Annotated in this window: 25 protein-coding genes and 1 tRNA gene; 10 read left to right on the top strand and 16 right to left on the bottom strand. The window is 35.6% G+C overall.

Annotated elements, in window-relative coordinates; translation table 11 throughout:
- Nucleotides 1-13: 13 nt before the first annotated feature.
- Nucleotides 14-745, bottom strand: coding sequence for a bifunctional demethylmenaquinone methyltransferase/2-methoxy-6-polyprenyl-1,4-benzoquinol methylase UbiE (gene ubiE, locus BXU11_RS03000; RefSeq protein ID WP_078210960.1), 732 nt, complete (start codon nt 743-745; stop codon nt 14-16).
- A gap of 193 nt (nt 746-938) precedes the next feature.
- Between ubiE and BXU11_RS02995 the strand changes: the two genes are divergently transcribed.
- Entirely contained in the window at nt 939-1,256 is a 318-nt protein-coding gene (locus BXU11_RS02995) for a hypothetical protein (protein ID WP_223253659.1), read from the top strand.
- Between the two features lie 268 nt (nt 1,257-1,524).
- On the opposite strand, the gene BXU11_RS02990 is transcribed toward BXU11_RS02995, so the two are convergent.
- The 3 genes from BXU11_RS02990 to BXU11_RS02980 are packed head-to-tail and all read right to left on the bottom strand — an operon-like array spanning nt 1,525 to nt 4,327.
- Nucleotides 1,525-2,469 (bottom strand): lipid A deacylase LpxR family protein, encoded by a 945-nt coding sequence (locus tag BXU11_RS02990; protein WP_078210959.1) that lies wholly within the window; start codon nt 2,467-2,469, stop codon nt 1,525-1,527.
- Nucleotides 2,466-3,215, bottom strand: coding sequence for a monofunctional biosynthetic peptidoglycan transglycosylase (gene mtgA / locus BXU11_RS02985; RefSeq protein ID WP_078210958.1), 750 nt, complete (start codon nt 3,213-3,215; stop codon nt 2,466-2,468). Before mtgA ends, BXU11_RS02990 begins: the two co-directional genes overlap by 4 nt.
- Nucleotides 3,215-4,327, bottom strand: a complete 1,113-nt coding sequence (locus tag BXU11_RS02980; protein ID WP_078210957.1) for an FAD-binding oxidoreductase — start codon at nt 4,325-4,327, stop codon at nt 3,215-3,217. Before BXU11_RS02980 ends, mtgA begins: the two co-directional genes overlap by 1 nt.
- 347 nt (nt 4,328-4,674) lie before the next feature.
- Here BXU11_RS02980 and BXU11_RS02975 point away from each other — a divergent pair, with 347 nt between their 5' ends.
- The 4 genes from BXU11_RS02975 (at nt 4,675) to BXU11_RS02960 (ending at nt 8,600) form a co-directional block, all read left to right on the top strand.
- Complete coding sequence (locus tag BXU11_RS02975; RefSeq protein WP_078210956.1) at nt 4,675-6,576, top strand: S9 family peptidase; 1,902 nt, start codon at nt 4,675-4,677, stop codon at nt 6,574-6,576.
- A gap of 77 nt (nt 6,577-6,653) precedes the next feature.
- Nucleotides 6,654-7,850, top strand: a complete 1,197-nt coding sequence (locus tag BXU11_RS02970) for an aminopeptidase C (protein ID WP_078210955.1) — start codon at nt 6,654-6,656, stop codon at nt 7,848-7,850.
- 104 nt (nt 7,851-7,954) lie between these two features.
- Complete coding sequence (locus BXU11_RS02965) at nt 7,955-8,284, top strand: hypothetical protein (protein WP_024980301.1); 330 nt, start codon at nt 7,955-7,957, stop codon at nt 8,282-8,284.
- 25 nt (nt 8,285-8,309) lie between these two features.
- Nucleotides 8,310-8,600 carry an AraC family transcriptional regulator gene (locus BXU11_RS02960; protein ID WP_189318496.1) on the top strand — a complete coding sequence of 97 codons (291 nt, stop codon included), beginning with the start codon at nt 8,310-8,312 and terminating at the stop codon, nt 8,598-8,600.
- 58 nt (nt 8,601-8,658) lie between these two features.
- Here the strand turns inward: BXU11_RS02960 and accC are convergent, their stop codons facing one another.
- The 6 genes from accC to pdxA form a co-directional block, all read right to left on the bottom strand.
- Nucleotides 8,659-10,005 carry an acetyl-CoA carboxylase biotin carboxylase subunit gene (accC, locus tag BXU11_RS02955; protein WP_078210953.1) on the bottom strand — a complete coding sequence of 449 codons (1,347 nt, stop codon included), beginning with the start codon at nt 10,003-10,005 and terminating at the stop codon, nt 8,659-8,661.
- Nucleotides 10,006-10,089: 84 nt separating this feature from the next.
- Nucleotides 10,090-10,575 carry an acetyl-CoA carboxylase biotin carboxyl carrier protein gene (gene accB, locus BXU11_RS02950; protein WP_078210952.1) on the bottom strand — a complete coding sequence of 162 codons (486 nt, stop codon included), beginning with the start codon at nt 10,573-10,575 and terminating at the stop codon, nt 10,090-10,092.
- Nucleotides 10,576-10,598: 23 nt separating this feature from the next.
- Nucleotides 10,599-11,597: a beta-ketoacyl-ACP synthase III gene (locus tag BXU11_RS02945; RefSeq protein ID WP_024980298.1), complete on the bottom strand. Its 999-nt coding sequence runs from the start codon at nt 11,595-11,597 to the stop codon at nt 10,599-10,601.
- Nucleotides 11,598-11,771: 174 nt separating this feature from the next.
- A complete protein-coding gene (gene rpmF / locus BXU11_RS02940; RefSeq protein ID WP_007137315.1) occupies nt 11,772-11,966 on the bottom strand; it encodes a 50S ribosomal protein L32 in 195 nt (64 codons plus the stop codon).
- A 9-nt stretch (nt 11,967-11,975) separates the two neighbouring features.
- Nucleotides 11,976-12,539, bottom strand: a complete 564-nt coding sequence (locus tag BXU11_RS02935) for a DUF177 domain-containing protein (protein WP_078212040.1) — start codon at nt 12,537-12,539, stop codon at nt 11,976-11,978.
- A 102-nt stretch (nt 12,540-12,641) separates the two neighbouring features.
- Nucleotides 12,642-13,685: a 4-hydroxythreonine-4-phosphate dehydrogenase PdxA gene (gene pdxA / locus BXU11_RS02930; protein WP_035717323.1), complete on the bottom strand. Its 1,044-nt coding sequence runs from the start codon at nt 13,683-13,685 to the stop codon at nt 12,642-12,644.
- A gap of 57 nt (nt 13,686-13,742) precedes the next feature.
- Here pdxA and BXU11_RS02925 point away from each other — a divergent pair, with 57 nt between their 5' ends.
- On the top strand, nt 13,743-14,330 hold the full coding sequence (locus tag BXU11_RS02925; protein WP_078210951.1) for a riboflavin synthase: 588 nt from the start codon (nt 13,743-13,745) through the stop codon (nt 14,328-14,330).
- A 35-nt stretch (nt 14,331-14,365) separates the two neighbouring features.
- Here BXU11_RS02925 and BXU11_RS02920 read toward each other — a convergent pair whose 3' ends face one another.
- The 5 genes from BXU11_RS02920 to BXU11_RS02900 all read right to left on the bottom strand — a co-directional run bounded on the left by BXU11_RS02920 (nt 14,366) and on the right by BXU11_RS02900 (nt 18,631).
- Nucleotides 14,366-14,599, bottom strand: a complete 234-nt coding sequence (locus BXU11_RS02920; RefSeq protein WP_024980295.1) for a hypothetical protein — start codon at nt 14,597-14,599, stop codon at nt 14,366-14,368.
- A 128-nt stretch (nt 14,600-14,727) separates the two neighbouring features.
- A tRNA-Ile gene (locus tag BXU11_RS02915) sits at nt 14,728-14,801 on the bottom strand.
- Nucleotides 14,802-14,938: 137 nt separating this feature from the next.
- A complete protein-coding gene (gene mce, locus BXU11_RS02910; RefSeq protein WP_078210950.1) occupies nt 14,939-15,340 on the bottom strand; it encodes a methylmalonyl-CoA epimerase in 402 nt (133 codons plus the stop codon).
- 32 nt (nt 15,341-15,372) lie between these two features.
- A complete protein-coding gene (locus BXU11_RS02905; protein ID WP_078210949.1) occupies nt 15,373-17,688 on the bottom strand; it encodes a hypothetical protein in 2,316 nt (771 codons plus the stop codon).
- Entirely contained in the window at nt 17,648-18,631 is a 984-nt protein-coding gene (locus tag BXU11_RS02900; protein WP_078212038.1) for a hypothetical protein, read from the bottom strand. The genes BXU11_RS02905 and BXU11_RS02900 overlap by 41 nt, the downstream gene beginning before the upstream one ends.
- 182 nt (nt 18,632-18,813) lie before the next feature.
- Here BXU11_RS02900 and BXU11_RS02895 point away from each other — a divergent pair, with 182 nt between their 5' ends.
- Complete coding sequence (locus tag BXU11_RS02895) at nt 18,814-20,481, top strand: Ig-like domain-containing protein (protein WP_078210948.1); 1,668 nt, start codon at nt 18,814-18,816, stop codon at nt 20,479-20,481.
- 5 nt (nt 20,482-20,486) lie between these two features.
- Complete coding sequence (locus BXU11_RS02890) at nt 20,487-20,918, top strand: cytochrome c oxidase assembly factor Coa1 family protein (RefSeq protein WP_024980290.1); 432 nt, start codon at nt 20,487-20,489, stop codon at nt 20,916-20,918.
- A 17-nt stretch (nt 20,919-20,935) separates the two neighbouring features.
- Here the strand turns inward: BXU11_RS02890 and BXU11_RS02885 are convergent, their stop codons facing one another.
- The gene (locus BXU11_RS02885; RefSeq protein WP_078210947.1) at nt 20,936-21,700 is read right to left on the bottom strand and encodes an amidohydrolase; all 765 of its coding nucleotides are present in this window, start codon (nt 21,698-21,700) and stop codon (nt 20,936-20,938) included.
- Between the two features lie 235 nt (nt 21,701-21,935).
- On the opposite strand from BXU11_RS02885, the gene BXU11_RS18010 reads away from it, so the two are divergent.
- Together BXU11_RS18010 and BXU11_RS18005 are read left to right on the top strand one after the other, a co-directional pair.
- The gene (locus BXU11_RS18010) at nt 21,936-23,267 is read left to right on the top strand and encodes a TonB-dependent receptor plug domain-containing protein (RefSeq protein WP_223253658.1); all 1,332 of its coding nucleotides are present in this window, start codon (nt 21,936-21,938) and stop codon (nt 23,265-23,267) included.
- Complete coding sequence (locus BXU11_RS18005) at nt 23,249-25,090, top strand: TonB-dependent receptor domain-containing protein (RefSeq protein WP_223253657.1); 1,842 nt, start codon at nt 23,249-23,251, stop codon at nt 25,088-25,090. The genes BXU11_RS18010 and BXU11_RS18005 overlap by 19 nt, the downstream gene beginning before the upstream one ends.
- Nucleotides 25,091-25,126: the final 36 nt, after the last annotated feature.

The following is a 25,126-nucleotide window of genomic DNA, read 5'->3' as shown; positions in this document are numbered from 1 at the left end:
AGCGGGTGTCTAATTATTTTTTGGTAGCATAATAGATTGTTGCCACACCTAAAGTTTGCGGCATATCTTTTACCTCTATAAACCCCGTTTTTCGCAAAATATTGTTTAGTCTTTCGCCATAAGGAAAAGCAGCAGAGGATTCAGAGAGATAACCATACGCTGTATTGTCTTTAGAAAACAATTTACCAATGAGCGGCAAGATATTTTTACTGTAAAAATGATACCCTTGCTTGAACGGTGTTTTTTCTGGAACAGAGGTTTCCAAAATCACAAAAGTTCCACCGGGTTTTAACACTCGTAAAATTTCAGCCAATCCTTTTTCTAAATTTTCAAAATTTCGAACGCCAAAAGCTACGGTTATGGCATCAAAATAGTTGTCTTCAAAAGGCATGTTTTCTGAATCACCTAAGAGCATTTCAATACGATCAGACAATTGTTTTGCGGCAATTTTTTCAACACCAACAGCCAACATTCCTTCAGAGATATCCAATCCAATAATTTTACTTTCAGGGGTTTGCGCCATTAAAATAGCCAAATCACCTGTACCTGTAGCAATGTCAAGTATGGTTTTAGGATTCGATTTGGCAACCAAATCCAATACTTTTTTGCGCCATTTTATATCGATACCAAAAGAAATTACTCGATTTAAATTATCATAATTTCCTGAAATGGTATTGAACATAGTAGCAACTTGTTCTTTTTTGCTAAGTTGCGAATCTTTATAGGGAGTTATTTTTTCGGACATCATTTTTTAATTTGCACAAATATACTATAAACTGTATTAACTGCGAATTGCTTTTCAAGGCAATCCAAAATGGCTATGAATTTAATGACAATTAAAAAAATCAAATTTTAACAAAAAAAACGCAAATATCACTAAAAGTGGGTATTGTATGGCACTAAAATTATAGTCAAATTTGCCAAGTAAAGAAAAATAAATGATAAGTATTCGTTTAATGGCACAACTCAAATGGTTTATACTTGCGCTAATAATCGCATTTGTTCTTGTTAGCAGTTTTGAAACTATTTCCTTCGGGAATGGTTCTTTTTTTGAAGCGCAAACTACGTTCTTAGGATTAAATTTGTTTTTGGAAATTTTAATTTTTTTGGCCTTTAGTATCTTTGTGGTATTTGGTATTAAAGGCTACTTTGAGTTTTACTCAAAAAAAATATCTAACATTATCATTACTGTAACGGGATCGATATTGTTTATTGGTATTTTATTATTGTTGTCACAAATACTGTTGCAAGAGTAAGCCCACTTTTACAAGTCATTTTTTACAAATAAAAAACATCCTTTGCGGGATGTTTTTTTGTTTTTGATGCCAGCTTCACAGTAGAGATTAAGTATTTATTTAACTCCTACTTTTTTTTTAAAAAAAAATAGCTCTTCTAAAAAACAAAAAGTCCTTTATGAGCCCTGATCGCAGCGGCATCCTTTGCTTTTTTTTTCAAAAAGCAAAGATATAGCGGAGAGCAGGACGAGGCGTTGTGATGAAAAGGAAACGTTATGCTCCTTATCAATTACCTAAAGCTGTAAGTAAGCCCAATCGCCCCATAATAATAGGGGATGTTTACCGGATGGTTGACCTCTTTGGAGCGGTAAAAAAAAGTATACTGACAATTGAAATGGTTGTAGCGATACTTGATGCCCACGGCAGTGTGCCAGCGCCAACGAATTAGGTCTAATTCTACGGGGCTTTGTGTCCCAAAAAAGCCGCCTTGAACCGTTGCGTCATAGGCTTGGTACTGCAAACTAGGGTGGATAAAAAAATACAATTCCTCTGTTTTGGAAGTACCTAATACGCCGCCACTATAAAAATTAGAATGAGCTATGGGTTGCAAATTTTTCAAACCTATTCTAGCAAAAAAACCAGAATTAAGACCAGTTTGCACAGTTCCTAAAGTCGCTTGCCCTTGAAAATGAACATCAAAATTAGGGGTGGTCACTTTTGGAAAAAGCTTTTGGGAAAAGCGAAATTGAGTCTGCAGCGCGAAGGTATTTTTGATTTGGTTTTGCCAACCTTGCACATGGCGCAACGAAAAGGCATCGTGCAATCCGTTTTGCATTTCTTCGGCATAGGAGTTGGGGCCTACAAAACCTATTTGCACCGTTCCTTGATAAACGGCATGGTTGGCCATAAAAAAGGTTTGATTGACCTCTCCAAACAAATACCCAGCAAAAGGGCGATCGTTGTCTTTAATGGCGTTGGCCAATCGGGTTCTGGGAGTGTAGATGTATTGCCCTAATCGGAATTCCGTAGTCTTTTTTAATAAAGTTGAGGATTGTTTTTGATTTAAATACGCATAAAACAGGGTAATCCCGTTGGTGTAATAGCGGTCATTTTTTAAAGAAGCATACAAATCATTATCGAGTTCTACTCCCACTTGCTTGCTATCGAAAGTTTGGGCAAAACCCAAAAAAGGCATCCCAAACAGCAGTAAAAACAAGAGTTTTAACTGTCTCATTTGTAGTTTATAGTCCCTACATGATTCATCACACGCACAATTTTGGCTTTTCGATTGTTGATGTAAGAAGACGAACTTGTCGCTTTGTATTTGCGCGGGTTAGGTAAAATAGCAGCAATTCCTGCGGCTTGCATTTTGGTCAAACTCGAGGCGTCTTTTCGGTACCAATATTGGGTCGCAGCATGGGCGCCATACACGCCATCGCCCATTTCGATACTGTTCAAATAGACTTCCATAATGCGTTTTTTACCCCAAATCATTTCGATTAGTACGGTAAAATAAGCTTCTAATCCCTTGCGCAAGTAACTTCTACCTTGCCACAAAAAGACATTTTTGGCGGTTTGCTGCGAAATGGTGCTTCCTCCTTTTATTTTTCGTCCTCTTTCGTTGCTTTTATAGGCTTTTTGCATCGCCAAAAAATCAAAACCATTGTGGGTCAAAAAGGTACCGTCTTCGCTAGCGATTACGGCTTTTTGCAAATTCATAGAAATATTTTCGATGGGTTCCCAATCGTGACTAAAATGATTCTCTTTTCCGTCAGCAACATTTTCAAAATAACGAATCACCATAAGCGGCGTGAATGGAACGGGAACGAATTTAAACACTACCACACTAAAGATAGAAAGCCCAAAAAACCAAAGCATTGCTTTGAAAAGAAAGCGTTTTATTGTACTTCCAAAACTAGATTCTTGTTTCTTCACCGGTTTTTTTGAAGTTGTCTTTTTTGGGGTAATTTTGGTTGCCATTATACTAAATCTGCTAATTCGGTTCCTATTAAACTGCCAATTGCCACACCCATTCCGCCCATTCGGACGCCACAATATACATTTTGGGACAGGTTGGTTACTATCGGATTCTTGCTTGCGCCTATGCCCATAATACCGCTCCAACTGTGTGCAATTTCAAATTCTTGATTCGGCAAAATTACTTCTTTTAACAACTGTTCCAATTTTTTTTGAATAATTTCGGTTTGCCCCATTTCGGTGGTGGTTTCTTCTTCAAAAGCTAAGTTTCGTCCACCGCCTAATAAAATTCGGTCACCAATATTTCTAAAATAATAATAACCGCGATCCAAATGAAAAGTTCCTTTAATGTCCAAATTCGGAATAGGTTCTGTAATCAGCACCTGAGCACGCGCAGGTTTCACTTGTCCTTGCGTGAGTTCAGCAGCAAAACCGTTGGTTGCAAACAATAACTTTTGGGTCGTAAAACTAAAATCCCCCAAAGCTACTTCAACACCTGAACCCTTATCCTCAAACCCCGTAACTGTTTGCTGGTTCAGAATCAAAATATTGGCCGCTACAGCTTGACGCAACAATTCTTGCATCATATTTCCGGTATCAATTTGTCCTTCAAAAGGATTAAAAATCAGGTATTCTTTTATCCCTTTAAATCCAAAACGATCCACTTCTTTCGTAAAAACTCCACCTCTAAAAATGGGATTCAAAATTTCATTGACAAAAGGCATTTTGTTGACACACTCAGTGTACAAACTCTCTTCGTCTTCCAAAAACAATTCATAGCCGCCAAAAGGTTTGTAATCCAAAACCGCATCAGGAATCCGTTTGCGCAACAATTGCAAACCCGACCAACGCTTTTGCACCAAAGCAATTACCTCCTCTTCGGAATGCGTTTTCAAATCTTCGACAATCTCCGAAAGACTTCCAAAACAAGCAAATCCAGCGTTTTTGGTACTGGCACCTTGTGGCAACATTCCTTTCTCTAACACCAAGATTTTAGCGGTAGGAAATCGCTCTCTCAATCGCAACGCGGCATGCAAACCAACAATGCCACTGCCGACAATCGTGTAATCTACGTCGGTAAACCAATTTTTTATTTCCCAATAACTCAAATGCATCTTTCGAAAATTTTTATAAAAATACTATTTTTTAGGAGCTATTTCCAGCTGTCCACTGTATCTTTTCTATTTTAAAGAAAAATAGAAAAGGATGCCGTTCCCATCTGGGCTAAAACTAAGTGCACCACAAGATATTTGCTTTTGAAAAAATTCACCCCTCCAACTAAAGTTGGAGGCAATTAATGTCCAAAAAAATACCTGAATAGTTACATTTTCACGAATCTATTAATATTATATGTACTTCGATTAGTGTCATTCATATCTACCTTCTTTTTTAAAGCGAACGCTCAGCAATCCAAAACAAGTCGATTTAAATGATTATTTTTACGTTTTTAAAATTGAAAACAATGAAAAAGATTCTTTTATTAACCCTATCCATGATGAGTTTGACAACAATGGCTCAAAACACACTGACTCCCGAGCTGCTCTGGAAACTAGGTCGCATAACACCTCTAGGCCTTTCAAAAGACGGAAAAAACGTCATTTATAAAGTTAGCACACCCTCTGTGGCTGAAAACAAATCCAGCTCTAAGTTGTATTCGCTTCCCATCGAAGGCGGCAATGCCATCGAAATTAAAGACACCAAAGGGCTGCTAAACGACAAAAACAGCTCGCCCGACGGAAAATATCTTGTCTATAACGAAGAAGTAAAAATCGACAAAGTACACGGAAAAGATTTCTATCCCGAACTGGAAAAATCGAATGTCCAAATCTACAACGGTCTAGATTACCGCCACTGGGACACTTGGAATGAAGGTAAATTCAACCACGTTTTTTACAAAGAAAATAAAGAAAACGCCACAGGAATCGATATCCTAAAAGGAGAAAATTTCGATAGCCCACAAAAACCTTTTGGTGGAGACGAAGATTATATTTGGTCACCAGACAGCAAAAGCATTTTGTATGTATGCAAGAAAAAAGCAGGCACTCAATATGCCATTTCTACGAATACAGATATTTATGAGTACCAACTCGAATCTGGTAAAACCATCAACCGAACTGAAGGCAATTTAGGGTACGACACGGCGCCTCAATTCTCGCCAGCGGGTCACTTGACTTGGTTGCAAATGAAACGTGATGGTTATGAAGCCGACAAAAACGACATCATTGTAGATTTCAAAGGCATCAAAATGAACCTTACCGCCAATTGGGACGGAAGTGTAGACCAATTTATGTGGAGTCTAGAAGGAAAGAACGTCTATTTTGTAGCTGCAGTAGACGGTACCAAGCAATTATTTGTGGTAAACTTCCCGGGAATGACTAGAATAGCGGTAACAGTACGCCAAATTACCAAAGGTGATTTCGACGTAAGTGATATTATTGGCTTTTCCGGCAACCAAGTTTTGGTAACGAGAACCGATATGAATCACGCTGCTGAAATTTTTTCTTATAATCTAAAGAAAAACACTTGGAAACAATTGTCTAATGTGAATACAGCAACTTACAAAACTTTAGCGTTAAGTAAAACCGAACGCCGCTATGTTACCACAACCGATGGTAAAAAAATGTTGGTTTGGGTGATTTTACCTCCGAATTTCGATGCAACTAAAAAATACCCGACATTTTTATACTGCCAAGGTGGACCACAATCTCCTTTAACACAAAGTTATTCCTTCCGTTGGAATTTCTCTTTGATGGCAGCACAAGGCTATGTAGTAGTAGCTCCAAACCGTAGAGGAATGTACGGCCACGGACAAGAATGGAACGAAAAAATATCAGGTGACTGGGGCGGACAAGTGATGGACGATTATTTATCAGCCATTGATGATGTTGCCAAAGAATCGTATGTAGACAAATCACGTTTGGGATGTGTAGGCGCTAGCTACGGTGGCTATTCTGTGTTTTATTTGGCTGGAATTCACAACAATCGTTTCAAGACTTTTATAGCTCACGATGGTGTTTTCAATACGCAGAGTATGTTTGGCACCACCGAAGAAGTCTTCTTTAACAACTGGGATTTTGGAGGTGCATATTGGGAAAAAGACAATAAAGTGGCGCAAAAATCATACACTACTTTTAACCCAATTACTTTAGTAGACAAATGGAATACTCCAATATTAATTATACAAGGAGGAACTGATTTTAGAGTGCCAATTGGGCAATCACAAGAAGCCTTTCAGGCGGCACAATTAAGAGGTGTCAAAAGCCGCTTTTTATACTTCCCGGAAGAAAACCACTGGGTGTTGAAACCACAAAATGCCCAAGTTTGGCAAAAAGAATTCTATAAATGGTTGAAAGAAACCTTATAAATTAAAATCGTTGCTTCTTTATTTTGAGTAACGAAACATCATTTAATCTCATTCTAAATTTAAAATTAACAGAAAAAATGTCCCTATTTTCAATTAAAAATTTATTGGTAGCCTCAGCTGTTTCATTGAGCATAAATACGGTTACCGCACAAGACGGTCTAGTCAATTCATTAAAAATAAATGCTAGCGAGAAAAGCAAAGAGAGTTTCAAATTCAAAGATGTCATCAACTTAGCGACTACCTCGGTAAAAAACCAAGGTTCTTCAGGAACATGTTGGAGTTATTCTACCAATTCGTACTTAGAATCTGAAATGATTCGTTTAGGCAAACAACCCGTAGAGTTGGCTCAAATATTCTCGGCTCGTAATGCCTACATCGAAAAAGGAAAAAATTATGTACGCATGCACGGAGCTGTAGCACTTGGCGATGGCGGCGCCTGTCATGACGTAATCAATATGTACCGAAAATATGGTGCGGTACCTCAAGAAGTTTATACTGGTTTAAACTATGGAACTACCAAAAATAAGTTTGCTGAAATGGCAGCCATCATAGAAGGTGTTTTAGCAGCAGTAGTAAAAAATCCAAACGGAGAATTGACTCCAAATTGGGAAAAAGCATATACCGCAGTAATTGACTCGTATCTAGGGGAAGCTCCTAAAAACTTTAACTACAAAGGCAAAAATTACACTCCTCAATCCTTCGCCAAAGAAGCGGTAGGAATAAATCCAGATGAATATATTGAAATTTCCTCTTTTACAGACGCACCTTACTATACCAAAACCATGTTGATGGTTCCAGACAACTGGTCTTTTGATCAAGTATACAACGTAAAAATGGACGAAATGACAGACATCATCGATCATGCTTTGAAAAACGGATACACAGTAGCTTGGGCTTCTGATGTTAGTGAGAAAAGCTTTAGCTGGAAAAATGGCATTGCTTTCGTTCCTACCAAAAAAATGGACGAAATGAGCAATGAAGAAAAAGAAAACCTTTTTAATGGTCCAAAACCTGAGCTAGAAATCACTCCAGAATTACGTCAAAAAGCCTTTGATAATTATCAAACTACTGACGATCATGCCATGCATATTGTTGGACTTGCAAAAGATCAAACTGGTAAAGAATATTATATCGTAAAAAATTCTTGGGGAGCCACCAATGATTACAAAGGTTTTTTATATGTGACTAAAAATTACGTGAAATATAAAACAACGGCTTTTATGGTAAACAAAACAGCTCTTTCTGCTGATGTTGCCAAGAAATTGGGAGTATAATACTTTTTAAATACCAAAAAAAGGAGTCTGAATTTAACCTCAGACTCCTTTTTCATTTATAAACAAGTACTAAATTAGGATATCTCAAGCATTACGATGCAGAAATGCAAATGTCAAGCCATGACGAAAAACTACATTACACTAGAATACTCTTATCCAAAAAATTCTATCTTGGGTTATTAAAAAATGAACACTGGGCAAAAAGTCATCCTTTTTACAATGAAGTAATACAAAACAGGCCTGTTGAATTAGGTACTTATAAAATCCACGTTAATTATGAAATGATCTCCATTTTAGAAGAAATAGTAACCAATTCACACGAAGGAGCTTTAGTCCATTATTATTTACTATCTAAACTTAAAGCCCTGTTTTTGACGACTCAAATTTGCGAAAGTGAAAAGAAAGTTGGTCTTCACAACATAATGAAGAAATAGAAAAACTAAGTGATGCTAAATTATTTTGGAAAAAAATTATCTTCAAAATCCCTCCATCAAACAATTGTCAAGAGCGGTATTATTGAATGAATGCAAACTAAAAAAAGGATTCAAACAACGCTATAATAGCACCATTCATTCCTTTATCACCCAATTGAGAATGCAACGAGCGCGCAAATTGCCTTTAGATAAAAAAACAATCAGCGAGGTTTCAGGATATCTTGGTTACAAAAGTGTTTCTCATTTTATAACTACCTTCAAAAAACATTTTGGTAGTACCCCAAAGCAATTGTTACTAGCCTACCCGAAGATCTAAACTAAAAAAAGCGACTGTAATAAGTACAATCGCTTTTTTTAAAATAGTTCGCCTTTGGCTATTCTGGATCATTCATTTTAAAAGCATCCATAAATGCAGTAGTGTAATCTCCTGCGATATAACGAGGATCATCCATTAACTGTCTGTGGAAAGGAATGGTAGTTTTGATTCCTTCAATTACGAATTCATCCAAAGCTCTACGCATTTTGCTAATCGCTTCTTCACGAGTTTGTGCCGTAGTAATCAACTTTGCAATCATCGAATCGTAATTTGGTGGAATAGTATATCCAGAATACACGTGTGTATCTAAACGCACGCCGTGTCCGCCTGGCATATGTAAGGTTGTAATTTTCCCTGGAGAAGGACGGAAATCATTAAATGGATCTTCCGCATTGATACGACATTCAATCGCGTGTAAATTTGGATAATAGTTTTTTCCAGAAATTGGCACGCCTGCCGCTACTAAGATTTGTTCGCGGATTAAGTCGTAATCCACTACTTGTTCTGTAATTGGGTGTTCTACTTGGATACGAGTATTCATCTCCATAAAGTAGAAATTACGGTGCTTGTCTACTAAAAACTCTACCGTACCAGCACCTTCATATTTAATGTATTCTGCTGCTTTAACAGCTGCATCTCCCATTTTTTCTCTCAATTCGTCGGTCATAAATGGAGAAGGTGTTTCTTCTGTCAATTTTTGGTGACGACGTTGTACAGAACAATCTCTTTCAGAAAGGTGACACGCTTTACCGTAAGCATCTCCCACTACTTGAATTTCGATATGACGAGGTTCTTCGATTAATTTCTCTAAGTACATCCCGTCATTTCCGAAAGCAGCGGCTGATTCTTGACGAGCGCCTTCCCAAGCTTTCAATAGATCTTCTTGCTTCCAAACCGCACGCATTCCTTTTCCACCACCACCGGCTGTTGCTTTCAACATTACAGGGTATCCGAATTGGTCCGCTAATTCTGCCGCTTGCTCATACGATTCAAGAATTCCAACAGAACCTGGTACACAAGGTACTCCTGCTTCGATCATAGTCGCTTTTGCAGAAGCTTTATCTCCCATACGATCAATCATTTCTGGTGCAGCACCAATAAATTTAATACCGTGTTCTTGACATATTTTAGAAAACTTAGCGTTTTCAGAAAGAAAACCGTAACCAGGGTGAATGGCATCTGCGTTGGTAATTTCGGCAGCTGCAATTATATTTGGCATTTTCAAATACGATAAGTTACTTGGAGCTGGTCCGATACAAACGGCTTCATCAGCAAACTTAACATGTAAACTATCCGCATCAGCAGTAGAGTAAACCGCTACTGTTTTAATGCCCATTTCTTTACACGTTCTAATAACCCTAAGAGCAATTTCGCCTCTATTTGCTATTAATATTTTTTTAAACATCTTCTTTTTTTTAAAATTACAAATTCCAATCTTCAAATTCCAATTCCTTGGATTTTGTGATTTGTCTATTGGAATTTTTAAAAATTATGATGGATCAACTAGGAATAAAGGTTGGTCAAACTCTACAGGAGACATATCGTCTACTAAGATTTTTACTATTTTTCCAGAAATTTCAGATTCAATTTCATTGAAAAGTTTCATCGCTTCGATAACACAAAGCACATCTCCTTTGGCAATAGTACTTCCTACCTCAGCAAAAACGGGTTTGTCTGGTGATGGTTTTCTGTAGAACGTTCCAATAATAGGAGACTTAATGATAACATATTTCGACTCTTCTGATGGAGCTGGTGCTTCTACTGGAACAGCTACTGTAACAGCCTGTGGTATAACTGCTTGTGCTGACTGAAGCGCTCCTTGAGTAGGTAACTGTTGCACATAAGTAGTTTCAGTTACGTTACCTTCAAGTGTAGTTCTAATCGTGATTTTTACATCATCCATTTCTAATTTAACTTCAGCAACTCCAGAATTTGCTACAAATTTGATTAGGTTTTGAATTTCTTTTAAATCCATAATTGTTTTGTTTTAGTTTTAATTTATTTTGTGTCGTAGGCCCATTTTAAATAAATAGATCCCCACGTAAATCCTCCTCCGAAAGCAGCAAATATAATATTATCTCCTTTTTTTAGTTTCTTTTCAAAATCATGAAGCACTAAAGGTAAAGTAGCCGATGTGGTATTTCCGTAGCGTTCAATATTTACCAATACTTTTTCTTCTTCAAGATTCATTCTGTTGGCTGTAGCATCAATAATTCTTCTGTTGGCTTGGTGAGGTACCAACCAATCTACATTTTCATTCGTCAAATTATTTCTTTGCAAGATCAAATCACTTGCATCAGCCATGTTAGTTACAGCATATTTAAACACCGTTTTTCCGTCTTGAATGATATTGTGCATGTTTTCTTCTACCGTTTGAGCAGAAGTTCTAAGAATTGAACCCCCTGCTGGAATTTTCAAGAAATCACGACCCACGCCGTCGCTTCTTAAATATTCATCTTTCAAACCATATCCTTCATAATTGGGCTCGAATAAAACCGCGCCAGCACCATCACCAAAAATAATACATGTGGCTCTGTCGGTATAGTCGATTATCGAAGACATTTTATCAGCACCTATTAATAAAACTTTTTTATACCTACCAGATTGAATGTAGGCTGCTGCGGTAGACATTCCATACAAAAAGCTAGAGCAAGCGGCTTGTAAATCGTATGCAAAAGCGTTAGTGGCTCCAATTTCTGTAGCTACATATACTCCTGTAGACGCCACTGGCATATCAGGTGTTGCTGTGGCCATTATGATCATATCAATTTCGAGCGGATCAATATTGGCTTTTGTTATTAAATCTTGAGCGGCTTTTACAGCCAAGAAAGAAGTTCCTTTTCCTTCTTCTTTTAATATTCTTCTTTCTTTAATTCCTGTACGAGTAGTGATCCATTCATCGTTAGTATCCACCATAGTTTCCAACACTTTATTGGAAAGTACAAAGTCAGGAACATACCCTCCTACTGCGGTAATTGCTGCGGTAATTGTATTCATTATATAGACTATTTCATCCAAATATCACTATTTGATTTTTTTATTTAAAAGACCCGAAAATTACAAAATTTATTCTAAACCTATTGTTTTGAAATTTCTTATTTACAAAAATTATAAACAATAAAAAAAACTCCCACAAAGTGAGAGTTCTATCATTTCTTTTTTTAAAACATATTAAGCAACAGCTACAGACTTATCTATAACAACTTGCCCTCTGTAATACATTTTACCTTCGTGCCAGTAAGCTCTGTGGTATAAATGTGCTTCTCCTGTAATAGGACAAGTAGCGATTTGAGCTACAGTTGCTTTGTAATGTGTTCTTCTCTTATCTCTTCTTGTTTTCGAGATTTTTCTTTTAGGATGTGCCATTTTACTATATTATTTATCCGTTAATAGTTGCTTTAATTTGTCCCATCTTGGGTCAATATTGTCTTTATTCTGTTGTTCTGTATTCTTGTTGTTCTTTTCTTTCACTTCTTTTTTCACCGACAATTCACTTAGCTTTTCTAAAGCTTCTGATTGTAAAGTACCTTCTTTTACTCCTGGATGTACTCGTCTTAAAGGAACTGACAACACAATCATTTCATAAATATATTGTGCAATATCAATTTCAAATTCCCCGAATGGAAGAATTAATAATTCCTCATTATCATTGTTAAACGTTTCTCCAAAACGTACAATAAGCTTAATCTTGCCTTTAACTGGCAAATCAAACTCTTCTCCAGTTAAATCACAGGCTACCTCAATGGTGCCTTTGTGTTTAAAATCTAACTCTAATAAATTGGCTTTTTTTTCTAAAACCACCTTTACTTTGATGTTTGATTTTTCAAATTCATTAAAGTCAAAGATCTCAAAGAACGCTTGATTGATTTGGTATTCAAATTGATGTTTTCCCAGTTTCAATCCCACAAATGGAATTACGAATTCTTTTCTCTTGTTCATGGCATCAATAATTTTCCCAATTAAGTAATTACCTGAATCGGGGTGCAAAGATATAAAATTATTATAAATCTAATAATGTTATTTACCTTTTTTTGTTTATAACTATTTTTCTTTTGTTTTCAAAGGATTTAAAACCACCTCTTGATGTTGTATTCTTGATTTATAGATATCTAAAGCCAAATAAACCGCCTCTTTAAACGATGTAAAATCCGCCTGATTTTTTCCAGCTATATCATACGCTGTTCCATGATCTGGTGAAGTTCGGATTTTATCAAGTCCAGCAGTATAATTCACGCCACGTCCAAAAGACAACGTCTTGAACGGAATCAATCCTTGATCATGATAGGCCGCAATAATCGCATCATATTTTTCATATTGATTGCTCCCAAAAAAACTATCCGCTGAAAACGGACCAAAAACCATGGTTCCTTTATCAAATAACTTTTTTATAGTAGGCTTAAGCAGGGTTTCATCCTCAGAACCAATAACACCTCCATCACCACAATGCGGATTCAAACCAAGAACTGCAATTTTGGGCGTATTTATACTAAAATCTTTAATCAGCGATTGCTTAATAGTCTCTATTTTTTTTACAATCAAGGCTTCGGTCAAGTGTTTTGCCACCTCATTTATCGGCACATGATCCGTAAGCAATCCCACTCTCAAACTATCATTCACCATCAACATCAAGGCATCTCCCTCTAATTCCTGAGCCAAATAATCGGTATGTCCTGGAAACTTAAAGTCCTCCGACTGTATATTATATTTATTAATAGGCGCCGTTACAAGCACATCTACAATCCCTTCTTTGAGTGCTTTGGTCGCCGCTACAAAAGACTTTACAGCATACTCGCCTACTTTATCATCATTGGCACCTAAATTCAAATCAACTCCTTCGCGCCATAGGTTATAAACATTAATCTTACCTAAAACTATCTGATCTAATTTATCAATTCCTTGAATACTTGAAGTAGATTCAAAACTTTTTTTCAAAAAGGATACAATTCTTACATTCGCAAAAATCACAGGCGTACAAAACTCTAACATTCTTGAATCTTCAAAAGTTTTTAAGACCACTTCGCTTCCAATACCGTTCAGATCTCCAATTGAAATTCCAACTATTATATTTTCTGCACTTTTATTCATGAGCTCCCGTTTTTTATTGCTAATTTTGAAGTGCAAATTTAGTAAAATAAAATAAGAATGTTTACAGGAATTATCGAAACCCTTGGCATTGTCCAAGAAATAAAAAAAGAACAAAACAACCTGCACCTTACCCTTGCATCGAGCATAACTTCAGCACTTAAAATCGACCAAAGCATTGCCCACAATGGCATTTGCCTAACAGTAGTAGCCATACAAAACAATGAATACACAGTCACAGCAATACACGAAACCGTTCTAAAAACCAATATTTCGTCATGGAAAATCAATGATGAAGTTAATTTAGAAAGAGCCATGAAGCTAGGCGATCGCTTAGACGGACACATTGTACAAGGACACGTTGACCAAGTAGCAACTTGTATCGAAGCCTACGAAACCAACGGCAGCTGGTGCTACACTTTTGAATACGACACTACTTTAAACAACATCACAATCGAAAAAGGATCAATAACAGTAAACGGAGTAAGCCTAACTGTAGTGAATTCAGAAAAAAACAAATTTAGTGTCGCCATCATTCCGTACACCTATAAACATACTAATTTTCACAATTTCGAAATTGGCACCGTTGTCAATTTAGAATTTGACGTTATTGGCAAGTACGTAACACGTTTGCATTCGCTACATTAAAAAACATTATCCTCAATAAAAACAAAAACTCCAAGCTATCTTGGAGTTTTTGTTTTTATTTTATCATTAATGGTGTACAAACCATAAAAAATCGACAGTATCAGCATTGAAACTATAAAATCGTCAACAGGCAAGCTCGGCGGCGGCGGCGGCATACCTCCTCCAGAAGGAGTAGGAACAGACGCTGGCTGACCAAAAAAAATACCTCCATTACACAAAACAAGTAAGAGAGCCAAAATATAAGATGATTTTCTATATGTACTTTTCAAGTAAACTATTAGTTTGGAAATTGTTGCGCAAAATAACTACTATTTTGTTGTATAAAAAAATATTATTTATGTTTTTTTATGAAAAAAAGCCCCTACTGTAAACTACAGCAGAGGCTTGATTCAAAATGTGGTCCCACCTGGGCTCGAACCAGGGACCACCTGATTATGAGTCAGGTGCTCTAACCAGCTGAGCTATAGGACCGGTTAAGAGTTTGCAATATTACTATTTTTTTTGGTTTAGACCAAATATTTTGGTCGTGGATTTTAAATTTTATCCCCATTTATAAAATCAAAAAACGGAATCTACTGATAATGAAGTCCTCAAAAAAAATAAAAAAATCATTTAATTTCTTGGCATAATTCTATTAAAACGCCATTTGTACTTTTAGGATGCAAAAACGCGACTAATTTATTGTCGGCACCTTTCTTTGGTGTTGGATTTAAAACCACAAATCCTTCTTTTTCCAATCTCGCTATTTCTGCAACAATATCGGTTACATCAAAGGCAATATGATGAATGCCTTCTCCCTTCTTTTCAATAAATTTAGCAATGGGACTTTCTGGATTAGTAGCTTCTAATAATTCTATTTTATTAGGGCCATTTTGAAAAAAAGCCGTTTTCACTCCTTCAGAAACCACTTCTTCTTCTTTGTAAGCGGGAACTCCGAATAATTTTTCAAAAAGTAAATTGGATGCTTGCAAATCTTTGACCGCAATTCCTATGTGTTCAATTTTATTCATTTTTCTCACTTTTAAAGCCGCAAATATACCAACTATTGATTGACATACGTTCTGAAATATCCGCATTCTCCAATGACCTCTTGATAGTATTTAGTATCCGAATAATTTGTTTTCAATTTTACGAAGCCCTCAAATGCAATAAAATTTACTTTTTCCTCTGGAATCTCCCAAACATTTGCAATCGCGCTATACTTCTTGTTGTAGTATTCATTTCGCTCACATTTGGCCATCATGTATAAGCATTTGGCTTTTTGTTCTTTATTTTTTGCTGCCTCAAACGCTTTTTGATAATACATTTTGGCTAAGCTACAATCCGTAATCATTTTTTTGATTGGCGCTCTAAAACTATAGGGAGTAGAACCATATCCTGCAATTTGAGACTCATAAAACATTCTGGCATTCCCAAAATGAGTGATGTTATAAAAGGCATTTCCTAACAACAAACTATTGGTATACACCTCTTCTTTAGCCAAAATCTTATCTTGCATCGTTTTGATAGTGGTCAGAAAATCTAATTGTGAATATTTTCTTTTTTGATAGGCCACATGATCACAATCGTGACAATCTTTGATCCAACCATTAAAAGGATTTCCATAAAAAACGATATTTTGAAGCGAATCAGATTGCTTCATGAACTCAATAGCTGCGGGAATATCATTTTTGAAAGTAGCTTTGACTGCCTGAAAATTATTTATTTCAGCCAATTTCACACCATAAACACTTTCCCCTACTTGCTCTAAATCAGTCTTATTTGTTTTTGTCAAAAAGTTTTTCATAGCTAGCAAATTCGAACTTGAGTCATAAAATGAATTCCCCGTACTCCAACTCCAATAATCATTGGTATAATCAAACAATTCAGCCATCACTCTGTTGCCGCTAGCATTATAAAGTGAAGCCAAATATTTTTTACTCCATTTGGTAGCATTCCAAAATCTGAATTCTGGAATTCCTTTTTCTTTAGGCAGTTCGTGATACAACCAATTCAAATCTTTAATAATCGTCTTTTCGTTTTGAGCCGTTAACTTTTCTATTTTGCTCAAATTATTTACAAAACGAAGCAAACGCAACTGATAATGGGCTAGTTTTTTGGCAGGCATTTTTTGTTCCACTTTCGTATAAAAAGCCTCTGCCTTAGAGAAATCTTCTGTTAAAGTATACAAGTACCCCAAAGCCATATCCCACAAATAGGGTTGAACCGTGGTTCCAGCACCAGCGATTTTGGTCACTAATCCTAAAACTTCAGCATCAATCTTCTTTTTATTATCGGATTTGTTTTCAGAAACGGTTTGTTTTTTTACATCATTACTTTCTACTGTTTTAGAAAAAGAATGATTCATATTACGTTCTGTTTCGTTAATCAAACGCGTCAAGAGATAATCCAAATGGGCAGATTTTGGATCTAATTCAAAAATTTTCTCCACAGCACGAACCTCGTCTTTGTAATACCCTTGAATCGCCCAAAGCGCTGCTTTCTCCTGATTATCTTTGGCCATAGCCAAGGAAGCGTTCCAATCATTCTCCTCTTGAGGATGAAAATTGTAAGCCGAAACGATTCGCATTTCAGGGCATTTATCAAAAACTATCGCATAAAGATAATTAGACTTGGCATACTCTTTTTCTTTGTAATAAAATCCAGCCAAATAAGACAAAGCGCGATAATACAATTCATTTTTAGGAACAGTTGCTTCTGTTTTTTGAAAAAAATCAAAAGCTTCTTTGCGATTATCACTATAAAAATAAGCCTTCATGGTTTGAAACCAATACCTGTTTTTTAGAAAAGCATTTTTAGTGTTTTTATAATTAGCTTCGATGGTTTTGACTGTCTCTTCTTTTTTAAACGTTTTTACCGGAACGGGATCATAGCTCCAATAATCAGTGTTTACGGAAACGGTTTCTATTTGTTTTGCTAGATACAAGAAATCGATAAAGTTTTTAATTTTTGTGTCTTTTAACTTTAATTTGGAATCCCATATCTCCACGTTTTTAGTACTTTTTTTGGTTTTATAAAAAGCATAAATGTCTTGAACCGCTACTGCACTACTGTCAAACAAAAAGTAATGCACCGTGGCCGAATCGGCTTTCCCTTTTAGATACGTTTCCCAATCGGTTCTGATCGATGTGTTGAATCTCGTGTTATAATTATCTTCAAAGCCAATGGAATAAAAAACATCCCCAGATAAAAAAAGTGGTTCGTAAGAAGCATCGACAAAGGTTTCGGGAGTAAAATTAGAATCAAATGAAAAATCATTAAAATCCCAACCACCACCACAAGCGTAAATTATACCATACACAAATAGAAAAATGGTGCTAAAAAACAGCAATAACTTGCTCAAAAATTGATTTTTCATAGTTATTAAAATTGAATTGGTCTAAATCGTAAAATAGTATTTCGTTAGGAGATTTTTTAGTGTTTTCTTGTAAATCTGAGGCCATTTCTAACAAATCCGAAGCAGCAATCACTTCTAATTTCAAGACATCATTTTCTTGATAAAAAACGCCATTCTTGTAGTTAGATTGTATTACCCTAAAATGTTTTACATCTTCTTGTTTAAAATTTTTATCCTTTACTAGATCAGCTACGCTAATTTTAGTTCGCACCCCTACTACTTTTTGGTTTTGAATATGAATAAACCAAGAATAAATAGGCAATGCAAAATTGAGTCGCAGCGGATATTTCTTTAAACTCTCTAAATACTTTTCGGCAATTTTTTGGTCATAAATAGAATTGAGCGAATCAGGAGCGATTTTTCCCATGTTGTAATACATCAAAACCCCCGAATCTACATTAGGGATTTTGGTTTTTTTGAAATATTTTACTTGATGCAATCGGATGGTTGCTGAAATTCTTTTTTTTGAAATTCTTTTAAAAACCTCAACAAACTCCAAGTAGCGTTCTTTCGTGCTCAATGTCCAATCGCAATCCAGCTGAATCTCTTGACAAGCTATCCCATTAGCAGCATTAATTCTTGTGATTAAATCTGCTGTTTTATGCGCAATCTCTTTTACAGCAATTGTTGAATCTAAAAAAATCTGGTTCTTGATGTACACCACAGGAACTACTGTAAATTGCCGAATAGGCGTTTTAAAATGAATCGGACTTGTGGGATAAACTTGATGAGCAGCCACATTTAGAGTAAGATCAAAATAACGCACATAGAGTTTTTGGACGTTGTTTTGAGCCAATACTGCTTGTTCTTTTGGCGTTAATTCAAAAATGGTTTTCCAATAATAAAAGGATATAGCCGGTTTTTTGCTAGGTTGGCAAGCCAAAAGCAAAAGTAATAAAAGCATAAAACCCAATTTATTTTTCAAAAGGCATAAGAATTAATAGTCTTAACAAATATATTAATAACCAACACGCAAAAACATCCAAAGCCTAAATTTTACTACAAAAGACATACCAATAAATCGCTAAATTATTTCGATTACAGTAAATATAATTGTTATTTTGTAGTTCCTAATTCAAAACTGCTATGTCGCAATCCCAATATCGTCTAATTTCAATTTTACTTCTATTCCTTTGTATTGGTTGTGCCAAAAAAGGAAGTATCACAGGCGGCCTGAAAGATACTATTGCTCCAACACTAAAGATGAGTTTCCCAGAAAACTTTAGTACTAATTTTAAAGGCAACGAAATCAAACTCACTTTTGATGAGTATGTAAAATTAAAAGGCATAGAAAAGCAACTCATCGTTTCGCCACCCATGAAAAATGAACCGCTGATTATTCCATCAACTGTAACGAAATACCTTACCATTAAAATTAAAGACACCCTACAACCCAATACAACCTATAGTTTTAATTTCGGTCAAAGTATTACCGATAACAACGAAGGCAACCCTTTGAACCAATTTAAATATGTTTTCTCGACGGGTCCTTACATTGATTCGCTTGCTTTGGGCGGAAGAGTGAAAGACGCTTATGAAAAAGAAGTTGAATCCTTTGTTTCTGTGATGTTGTATGAGGTGAACGAAAAATTCAAAGATTCAGTTGTCTACACCAGCACACCAAGATACATTACCAACACATTGGACAGCTTAAAAACCTTTCGTTTAGAAAATCTAAAGGCGGGAAAATATCTTTTGGTTGCCATGAAAGACCGCAATAACAATAATAAATTCAACCCAAAGTCGGAAAAAATCGGATTCCATAAACAATATATTACCATTCCAAACGACACCGTTTATGAGATTGAGTTATTCAAAGAAGTGCTCCCCTTTAAAGGCTACAAACCTTACCAAGCCTCAGGTAATCGATTAGTAATTGGCTATGATGGTAAGCAAGATTTTGAGCTGTCAAAACCTAAAATTATCTTGAAAAACAATACCGAAACGCTCGAAAGTATTGTTACCCAATTCCCCAAAAAAGATTCCCTTCAAGTTTGGTTCAAGCCAATAAAAATAGATTCTTTACAATTGAATATTAAAAAAGAAGCATATCAAAATGACTTTAGCTTAAAAATCAAAAATCAAAAAAAGGACACTCTGAGCATTAGCGCTGTTCAAAGCGGTATTTTGCACATGAGAGATCATTTTACTTTAGAATCCAACACCCCTTTGGTTAAGATGGACAAAAGCAAAATTTTCATAACGGACAGCAAAACAAAAATCACAGATTTCACGCCTGTTTATGATGATTTTAATCAGAAATTAGCAATAAACTTTCCGAAAAAGACCTCAGAGAAATATCAAATTCAATTGTTACCCGGCGCATTAACAGATTTCTTTGAAAAATCAAATGACACTTTAACCTACAAATTGGAAACCCGAAATGAAAGTGACTATGGGAATTTGACCGTAAGCTTAGCTAACGCAAAAAGTTTTCCTGTCATTGTTGAATTAACAAATGAAAAAGGAGAAATACTTGCTCACGATTACTCCGAAAAAAATACAAAAATTGAATTTAATTTCCTTGAACCTAAAGATTACATCCTAAGAGTTATCTATGATGACAACAAAAACAGAAAATGGGATAGTGGAAATTATTTAGAAAAACGGCAAGCAGAAGAAGTAATCTATTATTCGAAAATTATAAAAGATGTCAGAGCAAATTGGAACGTCAACGAAACTTTTGACCTCAGCATCCCTTACACTCCTGAACCTAAAAAGAAAGAGGACAAGGATAAGAAGAAGAAAAAATAGAAGCGATGAACAATGATGTAATTGATAACGATTCTTGGACGAAACGAAATTGGAAATGGCTACTTCCAGCTACAATTGCAATCCTATTTTTGACTTTTTATACCATTATTCCAGTTTTAAATAACGAAGCTCCTCAGTTTATCAAAGCCTATTCTGATACTAAAGTTTTTGAAAAAGCGATTGCTATAGCCAATGCGAATTCGGATGTTAAAACTACAATCGGTACCATTGAAGCAATCGACAAATTAACTATTTTGGAAGGCAATATTGTTTATTCTAATAACGATACCTCTATAGCTTCGACCATTAGAATCAAAGGAAATCTTAATCAGGGAAAAATGGATTTTACAGCCAACAAAAAAGGAAACGAATGGATTTTTCAAAAGATTACCATACGCTGTAAAAATCCAAAAAAAGAAATCCATGTGCCTGAATAAAAGGTATTAAACTCACTTTACTTGATTTCAAAATCATCTTTATCCTTCAAGAAACCTAGTTTTTGTCTGGTTTCTACTAGTGCATTTTTATCCAAAGTAGCTACAAAAACACCTTCGGATTCTTGTGGTTCTATAATAGCGCGTCCCAAATAATCTTGCACTTGCGAATGTCCGTTGTATTGATGATGATTGGCGTCTACTCCTATTCTGTTCACTCCAATAGTATAACACATGTTTTCGATCGCTCGAGCTTTGAGTAAGGCGTCCCAAGCGTTTATTCTAGTATCGGGCCAGTTGGCTACGTAAAGCAAAACATCGTACGTTTCAACATTTCTGGAAAACACTGGAAAACGTAAATCGTAACAAATCAGTGGGCAAATTTTCCAACCCAAATACTCTATGATGACTTTTTCTTTGCCTGCAGTATACTTTTTATCTTCTCCCGCCAAAGTAAACAAGTGTCTTTTGTCATACAACTTTACTTCTCCCAAAGGAAAAACAAAGACCAATCGGTTATAAAAATTTCCGTGCTCGGCAATCACTAAACTTCCAGTGATAGCGGCATTTTTGGCTTTTGCCAATTGTCTTAACCATTCTATCGTTTCGCCTTGCATCGTTTCGGCAACCAATTCTGGGCGCATAGTAAAACCTGAGGTAAACATTTCAGGCAATACAATTAGATCAACTTTTTCATCCATCTCATGGATTTTTTCTTCGAACTGAATGCGATTTTCAGCTGGATTTTCCCAGACTAAGGACGATTGCAGGATGGCTATTTTCATTTTACTTTTTTAAAATAAATCATTTAAGTTTTCCCAAGGCTACAAGCACAATCTTACTAAGTTTTTAGCATATATATTAAGAAAAAAAAGATGCATTTAGATTTTAAATGGAATTAAAATGTTCTAAATGCAAAAAAATTGCAAAAAAATTGCAAAAAAATTGCTTGATAATAAAATGAATTATTTACATTTGAAAAATAAATTAATCAATAAAAACCATGAAAAATTATAGAATATGAAAATTAAGTTATTATTTCTATTAATTGTTGGAGGAATACTACTCACAACAGGCACAGCCAAAGCTGCTACAACAAAGTATAATTTGCAACAAAAAAGCAAACAAATTGAAGTGACTGGTCAAGTCTTAGACCAAGATACAGGAACACCAATCGCTGGTGCAATAATACAAGCAAAGAGTAATAAAAAAATAACAACTATCTCTGATTTTGATGGGAAATTCAAACTTAGTGTTCCAGAAAACGAAACACATATTGTGGTGAATTTTATGGGATATTCAAAAGCAGAAATAGCAATCAATGATAGAAACGAATTACAAATTACATTAAAGCCATCAGAAAATGTACTAGACCAAGTAATCGTTACCGCATTAGGAGTCAAAAAATCCAGCAAATCAGTTGCTTATGCAGTTACAGAACTAAAAGGCTCTGACGTCAACAAAGCCAAAGAGGCAAATATTGCAAATGCACTAACAGGCAAAATAGCAGGAGTAAATGTAAGTAGTGCCGCATCGGGACCTAATGGTTCTAGTAGAGTAATTATAAGAGGAAATGGCTCTTTAAATGGAAACAACCAGCCTATGTACATTGTAAATGATCTACCTATAGACAACACTCAACTCAACTTGCCCGGCATTGGTAATGGCGCTGGATCAACAAGAATAAATGTTGACAGAGGAGACGGAACTACACTTCTTAATCCAGACGACATAAAAAGCATAACCGTTTTGAAAGGAGGAACTGCTGCCGCGTTGTATGGATCAAATGCTGCTAATGGAGTAATTTTAATACAAACCAAAAGGGGTACCGCCCAAAAAGGAATTGGTGTTGAATACAACACATCTTTCACATTTGAAACTCCATCAATATTTCCGGATTGGCAGTATGAATATGGAGCAGGAGCATTAGGAAAAAAACCACTTACTCAAGCTGAGGCTATTAATTATGGTCGTTGGTCATGGGGTGCCAAAATGGACGGAACAGACGTGGTTCAATTTGATGGCGTAAAAAGACCATACAGTCCACAAAAAGATAATATTAAAAACTTTTATAGAACTGGCACAACATTCATCAACTCCATTGCTTTATCAGGAGGTAACGAAAAAGCAACAGGAAGGTTCTCTTTTTCTAATATGAATAACGAAGGGGTTGTTCCAAACACAAATTTTAATATCAAAACAATTAATATCTCGACTAATGTTAACTTAACCGATTGGTTAAAACTTGATTTAGTTACACAATATAATATAGAGAAATCAAACAACAGAACTACAGTATCCGATGCAGAAGCGAATCCAAACTGGGGGCTTACATGCTTGCCAATACAGTAGACATTAGAAACCTAGCTCCTGGTTATGACTCCTCAGGAACTGAAATTGCTTGGAATCCAGTTCCAATAGCAACAAATCCACAATTTGTAATCAACAAAATTAAAAACAACGACAACAAAAACAGATTTGTTGGTATGCTAAATGTAAAACTAAATTTTGCTCCAAATCTATTTTTGCAAGGACGTATCGGACAAGATTATACAAATTATAATTTTTACGGATATATACCTAAAACTACTCTAAACAATCCAATTGGATATGTTCAAAGCTCAAAAATGGTCTTGTCTAACCTCAACTCCGAAGCAGTACTTAATTATAGTAAAAAAAATATTTTAGAAAACTTTTCTCTAACCGCACTAGCTGGAGTAAATTCACGTACCACATCTAGGGATGAAACAAGAATCGAAGGGTCTGGATTTGTATTAGAAGATTTTTATTCTCTTACCAATTTAACTACTTTAAACAACAACTATCTATACGGAAAGACCAAAACAAACTCAATCTATAGCGCAATCGATTTAGATTATAAAAATACGATATTCTTAAATTTCACAGGACGTCAAGATTGGTTTTCAACTCTTTCAAAAAACAATAATAGTATTTTCTACCCATCAGTAGGAACAAGTATAATCTTATCAGAATTAGCAACGATGCCGAACTGGATTTCATTTGCAAAAATAAGAAGTTCATGGGCACAAGTAGGTGGCGCTACACCAGATCCTTATGCATTAAATTATTCATATTCTATGATCCAAGGAGGACATAACGGACAGCAGTTACAAGCTCCAACCGGATCAAGGGTACCCAATCCAGCTTTAAGCCCACTTACCTCAACAACTTTCGAGATAGGTACAGACTTAGGTTTCTTCAATAATCGCTTAAATGTTGATTTTGCCTGGTATAATCGTTCTACTACCAACGATATTGTAGAAACCACCATCTCAACGGCATCTGGAGCCAATAGTGCTTTATTAAATGTTGGAAAAATGAGTAACAAAGGTGTTGAACTTCTCATTAGCGGGAAAATAATTAACACAACCAACTTTTCTTGGGAAGCCAGTTTTAATACTTCATACAATCAAAACAAAGTAGAAGCATTAACTGAGCAGTTGAATTCTATCACAATGGGAACCTCAGTAAATGGATATGTTACAATTGCAAGCGATATTAATAGACCCTATAGTACTATAAAAGGATACAGTCCGCTAAAAGACAGTAAAGGAAATATAGTTTACAATGTAAGTGGCGGCTCTGCTAGTATAGCAAGAGGACCACTTGAAGAATTAGGACAAGGTGTTCATCCTTGGGCAGCTGGTTTCAACAATGAATTCAAATACAAGTCACTATCCTTTAGCTTCTTAATTGATGGGAAATTTGGAGGTAGCCTGTATTCAGGTACTGACTTGTACGGAACTAGAATGGGACTCACAAAACTAACACTAGAAGGTCGCGAAAATGGCTTACCTATCAAAGGTGTTGATACAAACGGAAAACCAGTTGATATGGTTATTGCCCCTGAAAACTTAAGAACGTATTACGATGGACTTAGAAATATTTCATCTGAATTTATATATGATGCTAGTTTTATTAAATTAAGACAAATAATAATTGGCTACCAACTTCCAATTAGTAGAATAAAAATGTTGTCAAAAATACAAGGGGCGTCTGTGTCATTTGTAGCAAGAAACTTATTTATTCTCTATAAGAAAACACCAAATGTTGATCCTGAATCTGTTTTCAGCGCTGGAAATGCACAAGGAGTAGAGCAATTTGGAGTGCCAAAAACTAGAAGTTTTGGTTTAAGCTTAAATGTTAAATTATAAATCAATTCTTATTTTTTTAGTAAGATATAATTACGC

Origin of the sequence: Flavobacterium sp. LM5, assembly GCF_002017945.1 — a bacterium.
Taxonomy (GTDB): domain Bacteria; phylum Bacteroidota; class Bacteroidia; order Flavobacteriales; family Flavobacteriaceae; genus Flavobacterium; species Flavobacterium succinicans.
Note: the sequence above shows the minus strand (reverse complement) of the source record. Positions and strands in the feature narration are given on the sequence as shown.

What these genes read in the sequence shown, in the direction of transcription:
- ubiE (WP_078210960.1), bottom strand. Translation starts at nt 745, where the DNA reads ATGTCCGAAAAAATAACTCCCTATAAAGATTCGCAACTTAGCAAAAAA.
- BXU11_RS02995 (WP_223253659.1), top strand. Translation starts at nt 939, where the DNA reads ATGATAAGTATTCGTTTAATGGCACAACTCAAATGGTTTATACTTGCG.
- BXU11_RS02990 (WP_078210959.1), bottom strand. Translation starts at nt 2,469, where the DNA reads ATGAGACAGTTAAAACTCTTGTTTTTACTGCTGTTTGGGATGCCTTTT.
- mtgA (WP_078210958.1), bottom strand. Translation starts at nt 3,215, where the DNA reads ATGGCAACCAAAATTACCCCAAAAAAGACAACTTCAAAAAAACCGGTG.
- BXU11_RS02980 (WP_078210957.1), bottom strand. Translation starts at nt 4,327, where the DNA reads ATGCATTTGAGTTATTGGGAAATAAAAAATTGGTTTACCGACGTAGAT.
- BXU11_RS02975 (WP_078210956.1), top strand. Translation starts at nt 4,675, where the DNA reads ATGAAAAAGATTCTTTTATTAACCCTATCCATGATGAGTTTGACAACA.
- BXU11_RS02970 (WP_078210955.1), top strand. Translation starts at nt 6,654, where the DNA reads ATGTCCCTATTTTCAATTAAAAATTTATTGGTAGCCTCAGCTGTTTCA.
- BXU11_RS02965 (WP_024980301.1), top strand. Translation starts at nt 7,955, where the DNA reads ATGCAAATGTCAAGCCATGACGAAAAACTACATTACACTAGAATACTC.
- accC (WP_078210953.1), bottom strand. Translation starts at nt 10,005, where the DNA reads ATGTTTAAAAAAATATTAATAGCAAATAGAGGCGAAATTGCTCTTAGG.
- accB (WP_078210952.1), bottom strand. Translation starts at nt 10,575, where the DNA reads ATGGATTTAAAAGAAATTCAAAACCTAATCAAATTTGTAGCAAATTCT.
- BXU11_RS02945 (WP_024980298.1), bottom strand. Translation starts at nt 11,597, where the DNA reads ATGAATACAATTACCGCAGCAATTACCGCAGTAGGAGGGTATGTTCCT.
- rpmF (WP_007137315.1), bottom strand. Translation starts at nt 11,966, where the DNA reads ATGGCACATCCTAAAAGAAAAATCTCGAAAACAAGAAGAGATAAGAGA.
- BXU11_RS02935 (WP_078212040.1), bottom strand. Translation starts at nt 12,539, where the DNA reads ATGAACAAGAGAAAAGAATTCGTAATTCCATTTGTGGGATTGAAACTG.
- pdxA (WP_035717323.1), bottom strand. Translation starts at nt 13,685, where the DNA reads ATGAATAAAAGTGCAGAAAATATAATAGTTGGAATTTCAATTGGAGAT.
- BXU11_RS02925 (WP_078210951.1), top strand. Translation starts at nt 13,743, where the DNA reads ATGTTTACAGGAATTATCGAAACCCTTGGCATTGTCCAAGAAATAAAA.
- mce (WP_078210950.1), bottom strand. Translation starts at nt 15,340, where the DNA reads ATGAATAAAATTGAACACATAGGAATTGCGGTCAAAGATTTGCAAGCA.
- BXU11_RS02905 (WP_078210949.1), bottom strand. Translation starts at nt 17,688, where the DNA reads ATGAAAAATCAATTTTTGAGCAAGTTATTGCTGTTTTTTAGCACCATT.
- BXU11_RS02900 (WP_078212038.1), bottom strand. Translation starts at nt 18,631, where the DNA reads ATGCTTTTATTACTTTTGCTTTTGGCTTGCCAACCTAGCAAAAAACCG.
- BXU11_RS02895 (WP_078210948.1), top strand. Translation starts at nt 18,814, where the DNA reads ATGTCGCAATCCCAATATCGTCTAATTTCAATTTTACTTCTATTCCTT.
- BXU11_RS02890 (WP_024980290.1), top strand. Translation starts at nt 20,487, where the DNA reads ATGAACAATGATGTAATTGATAACGATTCTTGGACGAAACGAAATTGG.
- BXU11_RS02885 (WP_078210947.1), bottom strand. Translation starts at nt 21,700, where the DNA reads ATGAAAATAGCCATCCTGCAATCGTCCTTAGTCTGGGAAAATCCAGCT.
- BXU11_RS18010 (WP_223253658.1), top strand. Translation starts at nt 21,936, where the DNA reads ATGAAAATTAAGTTATTATTTCTATTAATTGTTGGAGGAATACTACTC.
- BXU11_RS18005 (WP_223253657.1), top strand. Translation starts at nt 23,249, where the DNA reads ATGCTTGCCAATACAGTAGACATTAGAAACCTAGCTCCTGGTTATGAC.